The 15122-nt window shown below is 29.1% G+C and carries 10 protein-coding genes and 1 pseudogene; all 11 read right to left on the bottom strand.

Translation table 11 applies throughout. The features are described 5' to 3' along the window. Positions 1–151: 151 nt before the first annotated feature. Positions 152–427: a CD3324 family protein gene (locus tag CLCHR_RS09165; protein WP_079439408.1), complete on the bottom strand. Its 276-nt coding sequence runs from the start codon at positions 425–427 to the stop codon at positions 152–154. 628 nt (positions 428–1055) lie between these two features. After that, positions 1056–2468 (bottom strand): DUF5050 domain-containing protein, encoded by a 1413-nt coding sequence (locus CLCHR_RS09160; RefSeq protein WP_079439407.1) that lies wholly within the window; start codon positions 2466–2468, stop codon positions 1056–1058. A 100-nt stretch (positions 2469–2568) separates the two neighbouring features. Further along, positions 2569–3660 carry an N-acetylmuramoyl-L-alanine amidase family protein gene (locus CLCHR_RS09155; protein WP_079439406.1) on the bottom strand — a complete coding sequence of 364 codons (1092 nt, stop codon included), beginning with the start codon at positions 3658–3660 and terminating at the stop codon, positions 2569–2571. 107 nt (positions 3661–3767) lie between these two features. Then, positions 3768–3866 (bottom strand): annotated as a pseudogene (locus tag CLCHR_RS25645) (PEP-utilizing enzyme); the annotation flags it as partial. Positions 3867–4289: 423 nt separating this feature from the next. After that, positions 4290–5108: a MerR family transcriptional regulator gene (locus CLCHR_RS09150; RefSeq protein WP_079439405.1), complete on the bottom strand. Its 819-nt coding sequence runs from the start codon at positions 5106–5108 to the stop codon at positions 4290–4292. Positions 5109–5703: 595 nt separating this feature from the next. Further along, complete coding sequence (locus tag CLCHR_RS09140; protein WP_312291556.1) at positions 5704–8124, bottom strand: histidine kinase N-terminal 7TM domain-containing diguanylate cyclase; 2421 nt, start codon at positions 8122–8124, stop codon at positions 5704–5706. A gap of 123 nt (positions 8125–8247) precedes the next feature. After that, on the bottom strand, positions 8248–10743 hold the full coding sequence (locus tag CLCHR_RS09135) for a GxGYxYP domain-containing protein (protein WP_079439403.1): 2496 nt from the start codon (positions 10741–10743) through the stop codon (positions 8248–8250). Positions 10744–11353: 610 nt separating this feature from the next. After that, positions 11354–11959, bottom strand: a complete 606-nt coding sequence (locus CLCHR_RS09130; RefSeq protein ID WP_079439402.1) for a hypothetical protein — start codon at positions 11957–11959, stop codon at positions 11354–11356. A gap of 283 nt (positions 11960–12242) precedes the next feature. After that, positions 12243–12896 carry a 3-oxoacid CoA-transferase subunit B gene (locus CLCHR_RS09125; RefSeq protein ID WP_079439401.1) on the bottom strand — a complete coding sequence of 218 codons (654 nt, stop codon included), beginning with the start codon at positions 12894–12896 and terminating at the stop codon, positions 12243–12245. A gap of 11 nt (positions 12897–12907) precedes the next feature. Further along, entirely contained in the window at positions 12908–13624 is a 717-nt protein-coding gene (locus CLCHR_RS09120) for a CoA transferase subunit A (RefSeq protein ID WP_079439400.1), read from the bottom strand. A gap of 415 nt (positions 13625–14039) precedes the next feature. Next, entirely contained in the window at positions 14040–14996 is a 957-nt protein-coding gene (locus CLCHR_RS09115; protein ID WP_079439399.1) for an NAD(P)-dependent oxidoreductase, read from the bottom strand. Positions 14997–15122: the final 126 nt, after the last annotated feature.

Raw genomic sequence — 15122 nt, 5'->3', positions numbered from 1 at the left:
TTATATTTTTTAAACTTAATACTAAGCAATATACAGCATGAACTACAGTTAAAAAAGCTACCTCCAAAAAATAGCTTCAAACAAATATATGGAGATAAAAATTCAAGGCATATTTTTCATAGTACCAACTGTGAAAAATATGCCTTTATATCTAAGTAGAATTCTTTTGATTCCTGATTATTCTTCTAATACTGCCTTCTGTTAAGAAATACTTTTCAGCTAGAATTTTAACAGACGTTCCAGAGGAATACTTATCGAAAATTTCCTTATCTCTTTCATTAAGATATCTTTTAGTCTCAGTATTTTCTCCCCAGGACTTTTTATTTTCATTTTTTTTAGGTATATAGATATATCCGCCATCAATATAATTTTGAATTGTCTCAATTATACCGTGTGGCAGTATATTTTGTGCTTTTTCATATTTCATAAACCCTCGCTCCAATCAACATTTAATTTATAAATGAAGATGCAAAGAAGAGTAAAATATGAAAAACTCAATATTTATATATTGGCTCCAAGCAAAAGTTTTTCATATGCTACAATCTTTGCATGGAGCTAACTACTATAGTTAGAGTCATTGTAAATTCACTTCCTTTTTATTTTATATTATACTGTTTCGGCAAATGATGTCAATTTATATTTTGTCTATTATCCTCATTCACTGAGAAAACTTGAGAGTTCAAATGCAAAATTGGAGCTCTCACTTTCATGTACATTATATTTCTTTAAGTGCTTTTTAATCACAACGTATTAAGTTATTAATTTTGAGAATAATATCTATATAATTAATTTAAAATGTAAATACTAATTATAGAATATAGCAATAAAAGTGAAAAAGGTGGTGATATCAATGAGTGATTCCAAATACAGCAATGATAAGAGCAATAAGAGTAAAACTGCTCAAAAAAAGAATAGTAATAAAAATAGCAATAAAAATGATTTCAAATAATATATATTTAGTTATCGTTGATAAATAGGATTTTAACTTCTATTGACGTATAAATACTCATTTTCATCAAATATTTTAACCACTACATTTTTGTAGTGGTTAAAACTCAACTATTATAAAACATGCCATCAAAATATATTTTATCATTTAGAATTGTTATATTAGTTCCATATTCATTAGTGATTTTTTTAGATCTTCCTCCACTAGCTGGAATTTTATAAAGATTTTCATTATCTGAGTAATTTACATAATAAACATAATCTTTACTTGCATTTATAAATGTAACTTTGTTATTAGATAATTTCACTTTCTGAGTTCCATCTGCATTTATTTTATATAACTTATCATCATCTGACTTATTACTATAGAATACAGTATCTTCGCATACAGTCATAAATAAAGTTTCATCATCACAGATTTTTACATTATCACTGCCATCTAATTTCATTCTGTAGATTTTATATCCATCAGATATATTGGTGTAGTAAATCCATTCATTACTTACGGTCATATCTTCTGTAGCAGTAGAATTAAGCTTTATTCTACAAGTACCATCTAAGGACATCTTGTATATATTATTTAAATCAATTGAATGAGAATTAGTTCTTTTAACATAATATATCCAATTTCCCTCTACAAACATATTACCTGTTGCCTCATTTGCAATCAATGTGTCTTCTGTTCCATCCTTTTTAACTTTATTTATACTATGATGAAAAGGATCTTTCCAATTGCTATAATATATCCAGTCATCAACAAGATTAAGATTCCATACTCTATTTGGAATTACTTTTGTATTATAACTTAAATCACAAAAATCTTTTCTAGGGATATCATTTTTCTTTATTTTATATAGATAATCAGGAGCCGCTCCATAAACATCTCCCACTCTGTTTATATAATATATATAATCATTATCTTCCACAGCCATTCCATCATTTACAATATTACCTGATGAATTTGAAACCTTCGAATCATCGTTTTTAGGAGCATTTAAACTGCTAAATGAGGTGAAATTAAAATTATATAAATTGTCATATGCACCATATGAGTTCTGCGCTATTCCTTTAGATGAAGATCTCTTTACAAAAATCATAACTTTGTAATTACCTTCAGTTAACGGCTTATTATCTTCTATAATAAAATCATTGTATGCTGGTATGGCTTTTGTATATCCCTTAGTTAATTCTGTATATCTCTTATCATTATACTTAGCTATAAACACTTTATACTGCACTGGATCATAGCTACCATAGTCTGAATAATCTCCGTCATATTTAGAACTAATATTAATTTTAACTGTGTCACCACTTATAACTGGATAATGGTCAACTCCTGCATATTCAACATATGGACTTTGCTTTTCAACTGCTAATCCTGAAACAGTGCCTAAATCTGTATGGGCAAAATCCGCACCAGATGCTTCATCAGCTTTTGCACTGCTGTTATATGATATAAGAATTATTGCTGGAATAATAATAACTGAAAAAAATTCACTAATAATCTTTGTTAACCGCATGTATATCCCCTCCTTCAGTTATCTACGGCACCTTCAAAAAGTAATAGACCAATATACTTATATAATTGTTCTTTTATTTTCTTCCACATACCTAGGATATTTACTCGTTAAAATATTTATTTACAGCTCTAAGTGATGCATCAGAAACTTTCTGACTGTTAATTCTATGCATCATCATCTTTGCATCCCCATCATCAGTCTCGACGGTAGTTTCCAAAAGTACTGCCGGGCACCATGCTGAAGATAAAACTGCAAGATTTGGTCTATCCTGAAGTGGATATGTATTAGTTTTTATTGTGCTAGATACTTCCCGCATAAGTATAGTAGCAAATTCTCTTCCTGGTTTTGGTGCAGTTGAATTATATAGCACCGTAGTTCCTCTAAACATATGAACACACTGCATAGTCACATCTAGCGGAAGTGAATTATTATGTATGCAGAAAAATAAATCTGCATTTAAAAGATTTGCACAATCTGTTCTATCCAATAACCCTACATTGGTATCATCATTTCTTGTTATATATGTGCGATATCCTGCTTTTTCAAGATTTTCTTTTATTCTTTTTGATATATCTAAATTCAACTGCTTTTCATAAGTAAAATTAGCTGTTGTTCCAAGCTCTGAGCCTCCATGGCCAGGATCAATAATTATTATTTTAGAATTATCCTTAATCTTTTCTTCAAAAGTAACATCTATAAAGGTTGTAAATTTATATTTATTGTCTCCTAGGGATGAATATCTTCTTTTTACTGGACTTACTTTAATATTAGTTTTTCCAAAAGTTTCAATATTAACTTTTACAGTATTATTCTCAAGTTGCTCTAATTTTATGTCCTTTATATACTTATTATCTTTCAAAATCGTATCAAAGTTATCAGTCGATCCTGTAATATTAACTTGTGAAATAGTTATTTCAACCTTATTATTACTGATAGATTCAAAGTACTTAGGCTCTACCGTATATTTTCTAATATCCCCCACCTCAGACTCTGGAAATGAACCTGAAATCGGAATTCCTAGAGCTCCTTTATGCGTAATTTTATAGTATTTAAACTCATTCTGCTGCAAATCATAAATTTTATTATCGCTATCTTCGCTTGTAGTAATAGTATCTGCATTACAATTAGAAACAGGCACTATGAAAATACAAGCTAGCAACACTACAAAAAATAGACATATAAACTTTTTCATAAAGATTTATCCTCACATTTTTCTCTCTATATTATAGATATATTTTTATTTTATTTTTTCATATATTGATTTGCACTATTCATTTAAGTACATGAATATCATAATAAAGTTAAAAGTCCCCCTACTTCCATTACTAATCCACCTGCATTTATAAAAAGTGGCGCCCATCCTAGATCAGTAAAAGGCGCTACAAGGATTTCCCCTTTATATGATTTGGGCTTTTGATATATCTAAGTTAACTCTTTTTTACGTTCTCTTCTATTCATCATCATAATTCCCTCTAGGATATGCAACTTTAAGCCATATTAAAGATTACACTTCGTATATTTTTATACTTAGTATAACTTTGTACTAAGTCAAATATTCTCAAAAGTCAATATTATATATTGAGGACTTTTATTTTCAAAAAAGTTTAATAATTACATTTAAGCTATGATGTTCTCTGTCCTGAGTAGTATTCACCTAAAAAATGAGCGCTCTGGTATAAGCAGTATAAAAAAAGGCTGAGATTTTCTAAATATATGAAAATCTCAGCCTATTTAACTCTTAAAAATTGGATGCATTATTCATTATATAAGCGCATAGTTGCTTAGCAACAAATATAAAATTCGATCTTACACATCAATATACTATTTACTAATTGGAAAACAAACCTCTGTCACAAACTCTTCTGGACTTTTAACACTTTGAGGTCCATTCAAATAAATATCAAAAGGTGCCCCAGCATACTTATATCCATTGTCTTCAATCCATTTCGTTACTTTTGCATAAGCTTCTCCAAGCCTAGAATATGGTCCTACAAAGGTTGTAGTCGCAACTAGTCCACCTGCAAATTCCTTTATTTTTTCGGTTTTCTCCATATTTGCATTACTATTCACTGGAACGCAAATCTCACAATCTGCATTTTCAACATCAAATTCTTGTTTATCATGATAAACTGTCATTACAGACCCTGCTGGCTTAAGATTCATCTTAAAAATATCCTCAAATACCTTTCCTATAACACTGCTTATATTGCTCATACTTGTGATTGTTCGTCTACTAATAACAACTAGTGGCTGTCTTTCCTTCAATTCAACCTTTAAATCTTTCTTTGCTTCCATAATATTGCCTCCTGACTCAATTTTTTTGATTTTTTTTTCAATAGAATGTTTGAGTTTCAGACTATTTTGAACTTCTTTATCAATCTCAGTGATTTTATTATTTAGAAACTTTTTAAGTAAGTCAACATCCTGCTTATCCATAATAGCCTTAATTTCTTCTAATTTTAGGCCATATTCTTTTAATTCAGTTATGGAAAGAAGTTGTAAAACTTGCTCATATGAATAGTATCTATACTGAGTAGTTCTATCCACGTATGCTGGCTTTAACAGCTCAATATCGTCATAATAACGAAGTGTCTTAGTTGAAACTCTCCCAATTTTTGAAAATTGACCAATAGTGTACACAATCCATTCTCCTTTCTGCCGACAACCATAGTATAAACCTTCCAGTTAAGGGTAAAGTCAAGAGGTTAATTATATTCAATTTTTCGCATTTTTTTAAATCATTTATGATTACTTTGTCCAATTCACTTCATATTATATCTTTTAATTACAAATTCTAGTTATTAGTTATATTTTACCACAAAAAACAGAAGTTTATTTAAACTTCTGCTTATCATTTTTAACTATTAAATTATTGTTATAATAATCTACATTCTTTTCATTAAGGATATATTTCAAAATCAAACGCCTCTTCTGTTTCAATTGATTTTGGATTTAAGTAATTTACAAGCGCACTGTTAGTGTTTATGACAGATAGTCCTTAAATATTTTACCTACTCCCTCATAGCCATTATATAAATCAAGCTACTTTTAAATTTCTCTCAAATACATAAAATTATTTTCTAGTTTTTACCGGGAAGTTTTCAGTTTCTCTTTACTCTTGAAATTTAATTAAAGCCGAGATTTCCTAAATATAAGAAAAGCTCGGCTTTATATGTTGTTTTCATTTCCTTAGGTAAAATTATAAGCATCCTCAGACACATTTACTGATTATCCACTAATTTAACTTGATTGTATTTTTTTCTTTACGCTTATATTCATACATACGTCCATCAGCAACCTTTACCAATTCAGCAAACTCTGCTCCATCCCTTGGAGAATTAGCAATTCCATAACTATAGCTGCATACAATTTTATGATCCTCAAATATTATTGGATTACTCTTAAAGTGTTTAATGAGTTTTTCAAATTTGTTACTTAGAGTTTGATATTCTACATCAAAGAAAATACCTATAAATTCGTCTCCTCCATATCTTCCTATAATATCAGAATCTCCAGCTAATTTTATTAATTCTTCTGAGAAAGTCATAATTAATTTATCACCAATTAAGTGGCCATAATTGTCATTAACATATTTTAAATTATTTAAATCAAAAACTACTGCTAAAAATTCATTTTTATTTATACTATCACTATAAATATCTTTATTAATCACCTGTTCAAAATAACTTCTATTATACACATTCGTTAATTTGTCGTATCTATACAAATATTTAGTCTCTTCAATAAGCTTATGCTTAATAATAGCAATCGAAGCCTGATTTCTCATATATTCCATCAATTCCAAGTCATTTTCACTAAAAATATTATTATATATACTATCAATATTTAGGAAACCATATAATTCATCATTTATAACAATAGGCGAACTCATAGCAGATCTTATTTTTTCTCCTTCTATTGTGTCTAGCATTATTATATCTCCAAATTTATCAATATTATTAAAAATAACAGTTTTATTTATTTTTTCTCCATCATTAAATCTCAAGCGATGTTCTTCAAGCTTAAGTGAAAATGTCTTAATTTCTTGTGAATCATAACCTTTAGCTACAGCTATTTTCATATTTTTATCCTCATCTAAAAGTAATACTGAACCACAACTTCTATCATCAATGCAATTAATAACTTCATTTAATATTATTTGAAGCAAATCATTAATATCAGTTATTTCATTAATTAAATATCCAATTTTAGACATTGCTTCTTTTAACTTTAATAACTTATTTATTTTCTCTTTATTCCTTTTTTCTTCAGTAATATCTATTACTACCCCAACTAATCCTTTATTATTTTCATAGTCACTTTCAACCACTGATTTACTAAAAATCACATCATGATATGTGCCATCATTATGAATAAGCTTTGATTCATAAACTTGAGTTCCTCTGTTATCAGTTAAATTCTTATCATATTCACTATGAATTTGTGCCAGACTGTTTTCAAACAATTCATTCACAGTCTTCCCTATAAAGTCTTCTCTCCTCATTCCTAAAAATTCTGTAAGAGCAGCATTACAATGATTATATACGCCTTCTTCATTTTTAGAAAATATCGGGTTAGGAATAGCATCCATTAACGTTTGAAGAAAATTTAAATTATCTGATAACTTCTTTCGTTGCTGCTCACTTTCAGTAACATCATTAAAAATCAATACTTTTCCAATGACATCTCCATTTTTTTCATATATATTGTTAATATTAATCTTAAAATACCTTAACTGCTCATCATTTTTTATGGTCAGTAAATGTTCATCAGAAATATTATTGTTTATAGCTTTTAGTAATTCTTTATACTCCTTAAATATCTCATCAATTTTTTTCTCGCCTACTTCAATATCTTTCAATTCTTCGATAATGTTTTTAGAAGAGTTGTTGAAATTAACTATATTGTTTTCATAATCAAGTATTATAACCCCATCTAACATATTGGAAAAAACTTTCTCTAAAGCTATTGGTGTAAGTTTTAAAAGTTTATAGTTTAATATAGCAAAACTTGAAATTATGCCTGAAAAAGAAAATGCCAGCGGACATAAATCTAAATTAAAAGGCAGTATGCCCAACATATAGATAATATCTGAAATCCAAGGAATTACCCAAGCTATTATTAAAAATAATAGCTGTTTTCTAACAATGTATACCGCCTTAAAATAAGCAGATACAAAAATCAAAAATCCTATAATCAATAAAATATATGTATAAGCAATATTCACCCAATACCATGGTCCTTTTACTATTTCTACAATTGGAAATAAACCATCATTGTTCATATATATATTCTTATAAAATAAATGATGAAAATCATTTGTATAATTGATTATTAATGTAATAATAGAAAAAATACATAATGATATTAATGTACTCTTTTTAAGTTTATCTTTGTGTCCATTAAAATTAATTGAAAAGATCAACCACATCACCGGTAAAAATACTATCCCTATATATTCAACTCTTATCCAAAACACTACATTTTCAATGTTCGTACACAATATTTCAAATGCATATCCCATTTCATATATTACTACAGGAATGAAAGCTATAGCTATGTCTTTCTTATTTTTTTTCCAAGAAAAAATTCCTATATGGATCATTATGATTGATGATATAAGAAGTATCAAACTAAAATACATATTTACGTTCAAAGTACCACCCCGCATACATTATACCAAAAATTTCTTTCGAAGTCTGATTTTTGTCTAATTTTTTATGGATGCGATCCCAATCAAATTCATATAGTTACATATTCTATGTTACTGCTATAATTTTTAATAAATTCTAGCAAATCCCATTTCTTGCTTATCAGGTTTAACATTTTTCTTTATCAATTCCATGAAAACTTCAGGAGGGACTACCCTTACACTTTTGTTGTCTCTTAACATGTTTATTACCTCCTCGACATTTCCTGCTTCTTTTGACCAGACATGAACATAAACAAAAGTGTAAGCTTCTGAATTGTGAACATTTATTTGTCCTGAATTAACCCTATCATTTATTTTTTTCACTAAATCCTCCTCATTTTCAAGGGAATCCCAAAGTAAATCTCTGCAGGATACAATAGGTTTATTATTAGACCATAAAATTTTTCCTTTATAATTATCATGTCTATGATAATCAAGATAAAATAATCCTTGAATATTTGACTTCTTAGTGAAATTATCCCAAAGCTCAATATCATTAAAGGCTGAATCATCTATTATTGCAACATAATTTTCATTAACTTTTTTCATATAATCATTTAACGAATTAACATATACACTTAATTTATTACGAGGAAATTTGCTTGGATATATGTATCCATTTCCAGAAGGCGCTACAATAAAGTTATTTTTCTGGTTTTCATTACTTATACTTTTATAATATAAATTGAACACAGTCGGAGTTAAGTAATATAATGCTGGAGTTATAGACCAGCCTAAAGCAAGTTTATCTCTATTTTCATACCCAAACCATTTAGGAGATCCATAGTTAGTTCCAAGGTTCCACTGCTGATTATCTCCATCCGACATTATAAACGTAACATAATGCACATTATCCTCTTTGGGAACTGTAAGTGAAGATTTTTTAGTGAGATGAGGCTTATTAAAAGCACTTAAGCTAGTTAAATTATAAGACCAATCTGCTGCAACCATACTAACACCATGTTTTGATGCAGTACTTACATTAATAAACTCATCTGGTCCCCAACCTAAGCAAGTAGAATCACCCTCCATTGAAGAAAATATCTTGTCCCTAAGGACTGTTTTATCTATGCTTTTTTCATAAAATATTAACGATTTAGTCATTATCGCATAATCCCTTAATGCATCAATTCTATCGGGAGCGAGCTCTATTACCATGGAATGATTTAATCCTTTATTCCATAAATTATTATAAGCCCAACATTCATCTGTATTCCTGCAATCTCCTTTAAGTTCTATTCCCATCTCCTTTATTTTAGGCTCTATTGTCTCATCAATAACTAAAGCTTTATTTAAAGATGCCAAGGAACACGCATTATTTATTGAAGAATCTTTTGGCATCTTACTGCTATAGAGCACATATCCATTTATGTAATCTTTGTATATACTTACTAACTGCCACGGATCTGATATTATCTCATAGGATACCTTGTAATTACTTTTTAAATCTTCCAACCATATTTTATAATCTGGCTGAGAAGAATTAATCGTATATATTTGAAAAGAACAATGATTATTAACTAGCCCCTGAAGGCTAGTTATCATTGTTCTTTCACTAGGTAGCATTGAATCTAAAGAAATAACATATAAAGATTTAGGAATTATATTATTCTTTATATAAGCGGGATTCATATTCATTACTTGTGCAGTATCAGAATTATCTGCTTTATCTATACTCGAAGATTTACTTTCCCATTTACTCCATTTTGTATTAAATGAATCACCATTAGCTTTGCAATAATCATAAAATTTATTTAAAAAGCCTATTCTTTCATTATTATAAAAAGACTTTAGTGTGACATCTTCAAAATTTGCTAATGCTAATTGTCTTTTAATTATTCCATCAGCACTAACTTCCTTATAATTGTTAATCATATCATACATTATCATGAAAGTAGATGTCCTTCCAATCCCTTCTTTACAATGGAAATGGAGCCAAGAGTCTTTTGGCTTATTTTTTATAACTTCCATAAAATAATCAACCATATCATCAGTAGGTATTCCACCATCTCTAACCGTTATTCTTTGATATCCTAAATTTTTAGATTTAGTAAGTTCTTCTTCGTTTTGAACTGTTTTAACAACCATAGTTTCCTTAGAATTATTGTAAAAAGTTATGGGTTCATTTATTTTGATACTTTTTAAATCCTCTTTTTCTTTAGCTATAACTTGATCTCTAGTAAGCCCTACATTTGCGTTATTCTTTGCGTCTGCCCAGCTTACTGCAAATCCATTTATGAATCCATGACATTCTTGCCTTAAATCTATTACTGTTATAGGCAACGAAGTATCAATAGCTTTTGTTAATAGCTGGATGTTATTTCCCGAAAATTGTTGGCTTCCAGAAATATTTAATTTATCCAAGCCATTAAGAATCAAATCTTTATTGTTTTTTACAACTGTTAAATCAGTAGTTTTCCGAAAATGTTTTGGTAGGATACTGTTATTGTTAAACCCATCTAGAACCAAATGTACACCATTGTCATTAGTCATTTCGGCCATTACATTTACATTTATTATATATGAAAAAGCAATGGTCATTAATATAACCCAGGTTATAAACCTTTTCGATTTTTTATTCAATACTATTTCCTCCTCTGTTATATAGTAATTCTATAAATCATAAAATAGTATTCGACAATAAAATCATTATTATTCAAAAAAATACTAACTCCACTCATTGGTTTATAACTAGTACATAAATTACAATTATATTGCCAAATGTACTTGATGGTAACTTTGGTTACTGCCTTTTTCATTTTAAATAAAAAAATACAGCCAAATTAATGGCTGCTTAATTAAAGAGTTACTAATGAAAAAGTTTTTTTAACAATTCTTATTATAATAATGTTTCCTTAACATTAGCTTAACAAAAATAAAAAATAGCAAACAATATTTCTACTGTCTACTATCTTTTAAAGCTTATTCTGTTTGTAAAAAATCCTCATTGTTTTCTATTTTATCCTCTCTATTGTTCTTCTTTATCCAATTGTTATATTCCAAAATAACCTCTTCTATTTTTTTTAATTTTAGGCTAATATTCTAGGATTGTTACCTTTTTGAATCTTTATAATAATCTCGATACACATAAAAATTAAAGGGTATAGAGAATTAACTTCTATGCCCTTAAAACTTTTAATTTTGTGTTAAGTATAATTTTAGATAGATTTTAATAAAAAACTAATAATAATATTTATCTATGCAAGTACCACCAAGCTTGGTTTAATTTTTGTTGCATTTTTTGAGTTTGCTCATCTAATTTTTCCTTTGTTTTATCCAAAAACTTTTCAACCTTTTCTTTTTCCTTGTTGAATTTATCTAAATACTTATTATCATCATTACCGCTAAACGGTAAAGTTACTGCTGCCTCTGTTGTTGGAGTTATGGTAATATTAACGGCTGCCCCAGTAGTAACATTGATATCAACTGTCCAAGCACCATCAGGACCTAATATATAACCATCAACAGCTGTATTATATGCCATATCTCCATTAGGATTTAAATAATACCATTTTCCTGCATCTTGAACCCAGCCAGTCTTCATATCTCCATTTGAATTTAAGAAGTACCACTTGTCCCCATCTTTAAGCCAACCAGTTTTCATATATCCATCTGGATTAAAATAAAACCACTGACTTCCGATTCGATCCCATCCCATTGAATATCCATTTCCTTTTTGATTCCACCAACCATGCGTATTTTGTCTCCAAGATGCTGAAGCACCTACAGAAAACATTCCTATAGCAGTGATTGTTGTAATTGTTAACATCATAATTTTTTTGATTAATTTAGTTTTCATCTTCCAATACACTCCTTGCTTTCATATTTAAACATAATAATATATTTTTTTCCTTCTTAATACTATTCGTAATTCAATATCATCTTCTGACAAAAAAAATAAATATTATTAAATATTTTTTCATTTTAGCTTTTTTCATTTGTATGCCTCTTAATTTTATAGTTACATCTTAAGATAACGAAGAGTCTAAAGCTAGATTTTGTCTAGCCTTAGACTCTTCAAAATTCTATATTTACAATACAACAAATAATAAAATTTTACTTGATTTTTTTAACCACGATTATTATATATCCATTTCTTTAACATCTTTATCTATTATTAAATCAGCATCAGTGATCTTTAATACTTCATCAACAGTTAAATCTGGTGCTACTTCCATTAATACCAATCCCTTATCTGTAACCTTCATAACCGCTTTATCTGTAATTATAAGATCAACGCACTTTGCAGCTGATAAAGATAATGTACATTTCTTTAGCACCTTTGGATTACCTTTTTTGTCATTGTGATTTAAAGCAGCTATTACATATTTTGCTCCTACTAAAAGATCCATTGCACCTCCCATGCCTGGTGCAAAAACTCCAGGTATCTTCCAGTTAGCAATATTTCCTTCTTGATCTACCTCTAAGGCACCTAATGCAGTTATATCAACATGTCCTCCTCTTATTATTGCAAAGGATAGATCCATTTCAAATGTTGAGGCTCCTGGTAATAAAGTAATTGGAGCGCCACCAGAATTAGCCAAGTCCGGATCAGATTTGCCTATAGCTGGAGTTTCTCCAAACTTCAATGCTCCATTTTCACATTGTAATATTATATCTATTCCTTCTGGCAAATAGTTTGCAGCCATATTAGGTATCCCGAATCCTAAATTAGCAACCATTCCTTCTTTAAACTCTTTTGCGATTCTTCTTGCAATAATCTCTTTACTATCCATCTTTTACCCCCTTATTTCATTTTTTTAGTTCTTATCCATAAATCTTCAAAATACTTTGTTCTATCCTCAATAGAATCACCTTGAACAATTATATCTACTAATATAGCCGGTGTTCCAACACTGTCAGGGGGAATTTCGCCGACTTCTACAATTTCATCTACCTCAGCTATAACTAAATCAGCAGCAAGCGCCATAATTGTATTTGTTCCTTTAGTTGTCCCTCTATATACGATATTCCCAAGTTTATCAGCTTTAAAACCCTTAATTAGGGCAACATCTGCCTTTATTGCTGGAAATACTAAATATTCCTTTCCTTCTACAGTAAGTTTATCTCTTCCCTTTTCAATTTCAGTTCCAAGACCAGTTGGAGTTATAACTGCACCAAGCCCAGCTCCTCCAGCTCTTATACATTCTACTATAGTTCCCATAGGTATAAATTCCACTTCAAGTTCTCTTGCATTGTATTGTTCTTGTATTTCAGGACAAGTTCCAATATGTGCGCCTACAAATTTTTTTATTTGTTTATTTGCTACAAGCTTACCAATATCATGTGTTTCTCCCGGATGAGCTGATACGGCTTGAATAAGTGTAAGGTTCTTAACATCTGTTTCTGCTAATGCGTCTATCATCTTTAATGGAGCACCTACTCCTAAAAAGCCTGCTGTCATAACTTTCATCCCGTCTTTAATATTTTCTACCGCTTCTTGCACTGTCTTAATCTCTGCCATTTTTTGTACACCCCCAAATTTTCATTATATACTATGAATTGTTAAAAGAGACTTATACCTTGATACTACTTTTTTCTTTTTAGAAATCTTACTCTTATAATATATATTATTATTAAATAGTTTACATTCCTGTTTTATCTAATTTATAGGTACGTAAAACTAGGAAGTTTCGCCTAATACAGTAAAAGGAATGTATTAAAATATTCCAATCTCTAAATATATTTCCTTACCATTTTAATTTCAATTCCTAAATTATCAATTTCATTTTTTTGCTTTTTTATATCAACGATTAACATTTTAATCTTATATTTCATGATATTTACCAATAATTAAGATAAAAAAAGAAACTGCTTAAAATTAGCAATTCCTTTCAATAAACAATTTATAACACATTTCCTCAAAAATATTTCAAATATTAGTAAACAGTATTAATAGGACTTCCCTTAATAAATGCTTCAATGTTATCAGCCAATAAGTTTACAAGTCTTTGTCTTGATTCAAGGCATCTCCATCCTATATGTGGAGTAAGAATAACATTCTTCATGTCAAAAAGTGGATTATTTAATTCTGGAGGTTCTTGTTCCTGAACATCAAGTGCTGCTCCTGCAATTTCTCTATTTTTAAGTGCTTCAATTAAATCCATTTCATTTATAATTGCACCTCTTGAAGTATTTATAATACAAGCTTCTGGTTTCATAAGTTCTAATTTAGACTTATTAATGAGATGCTTTGTGTCACTTGTCAGAGGACAATGCAAAGTAACGAAATCACTCTCCTTGAGAAGCTCCTCAAGACTAACAAATTTAATAGCTGAATCTCCTAAATCTTTTGGAGTTCTGCTGTATACAAGTATGTTCATTCCTAAGGCTTTAGCTACTTTTATTACCTGCTGACCAATAGCTCCAGCACCAATAACTCCAAGAGTTTTGTTTTGTATTTCAAAGTGAGGGACTTGAAGATACTTAGTAAAGTTATCATAATTTTTATTTTCAATCATCCTTTGCTGCTCTGATAATGATGAAGTTAAGTTTAATATAAATGTAACAACTAACTGAGCTACTGCTTCACTGCTATAACCTGGCACATTACACACAGATATATTTTTTTCTTTTGCAGCTTCAATATCAATATTATTATATCCCGTACCAGCTTCACAGATTAATTTAACACAAGGCGGAAATTTTTCAATTAAATCTCTCCCAATTGTCATCTCTTTTGTAATTACTATTTCTTGGTCTTTAACTCGTTCTAAAATTTCATCATTACTACTATCTTCGTATGTAGTAACTTGGCCTAATTTATCTAGTAATGAAAAATCAAGTTTGTTATCAAAATTTACTTTACTTGAATTAAGAAATATAATATTGCTCATTTTCTCCCACAACTTTCCTTTTAATCTTTTTTATGGTTATTTAATTATTAATTATTTTAACATATGAGGTGTTTACTCTTATATTTGCATTTTTATTCCTGCCATATAAATATTATATAATATATG

Origin of the sequence: Clostridium chromiireducens (assembly GCF_002029255.1) — a bacterium.
Classification (GTDB): Bacteria; Bacillota; Clostridia; order Clostridiales; family Clostridiaceae; genus Clostridium; species Clostridium chromiireducens.
This window is presented reverse-complemented; position numbering and strand designations above follow the sequence as displayed.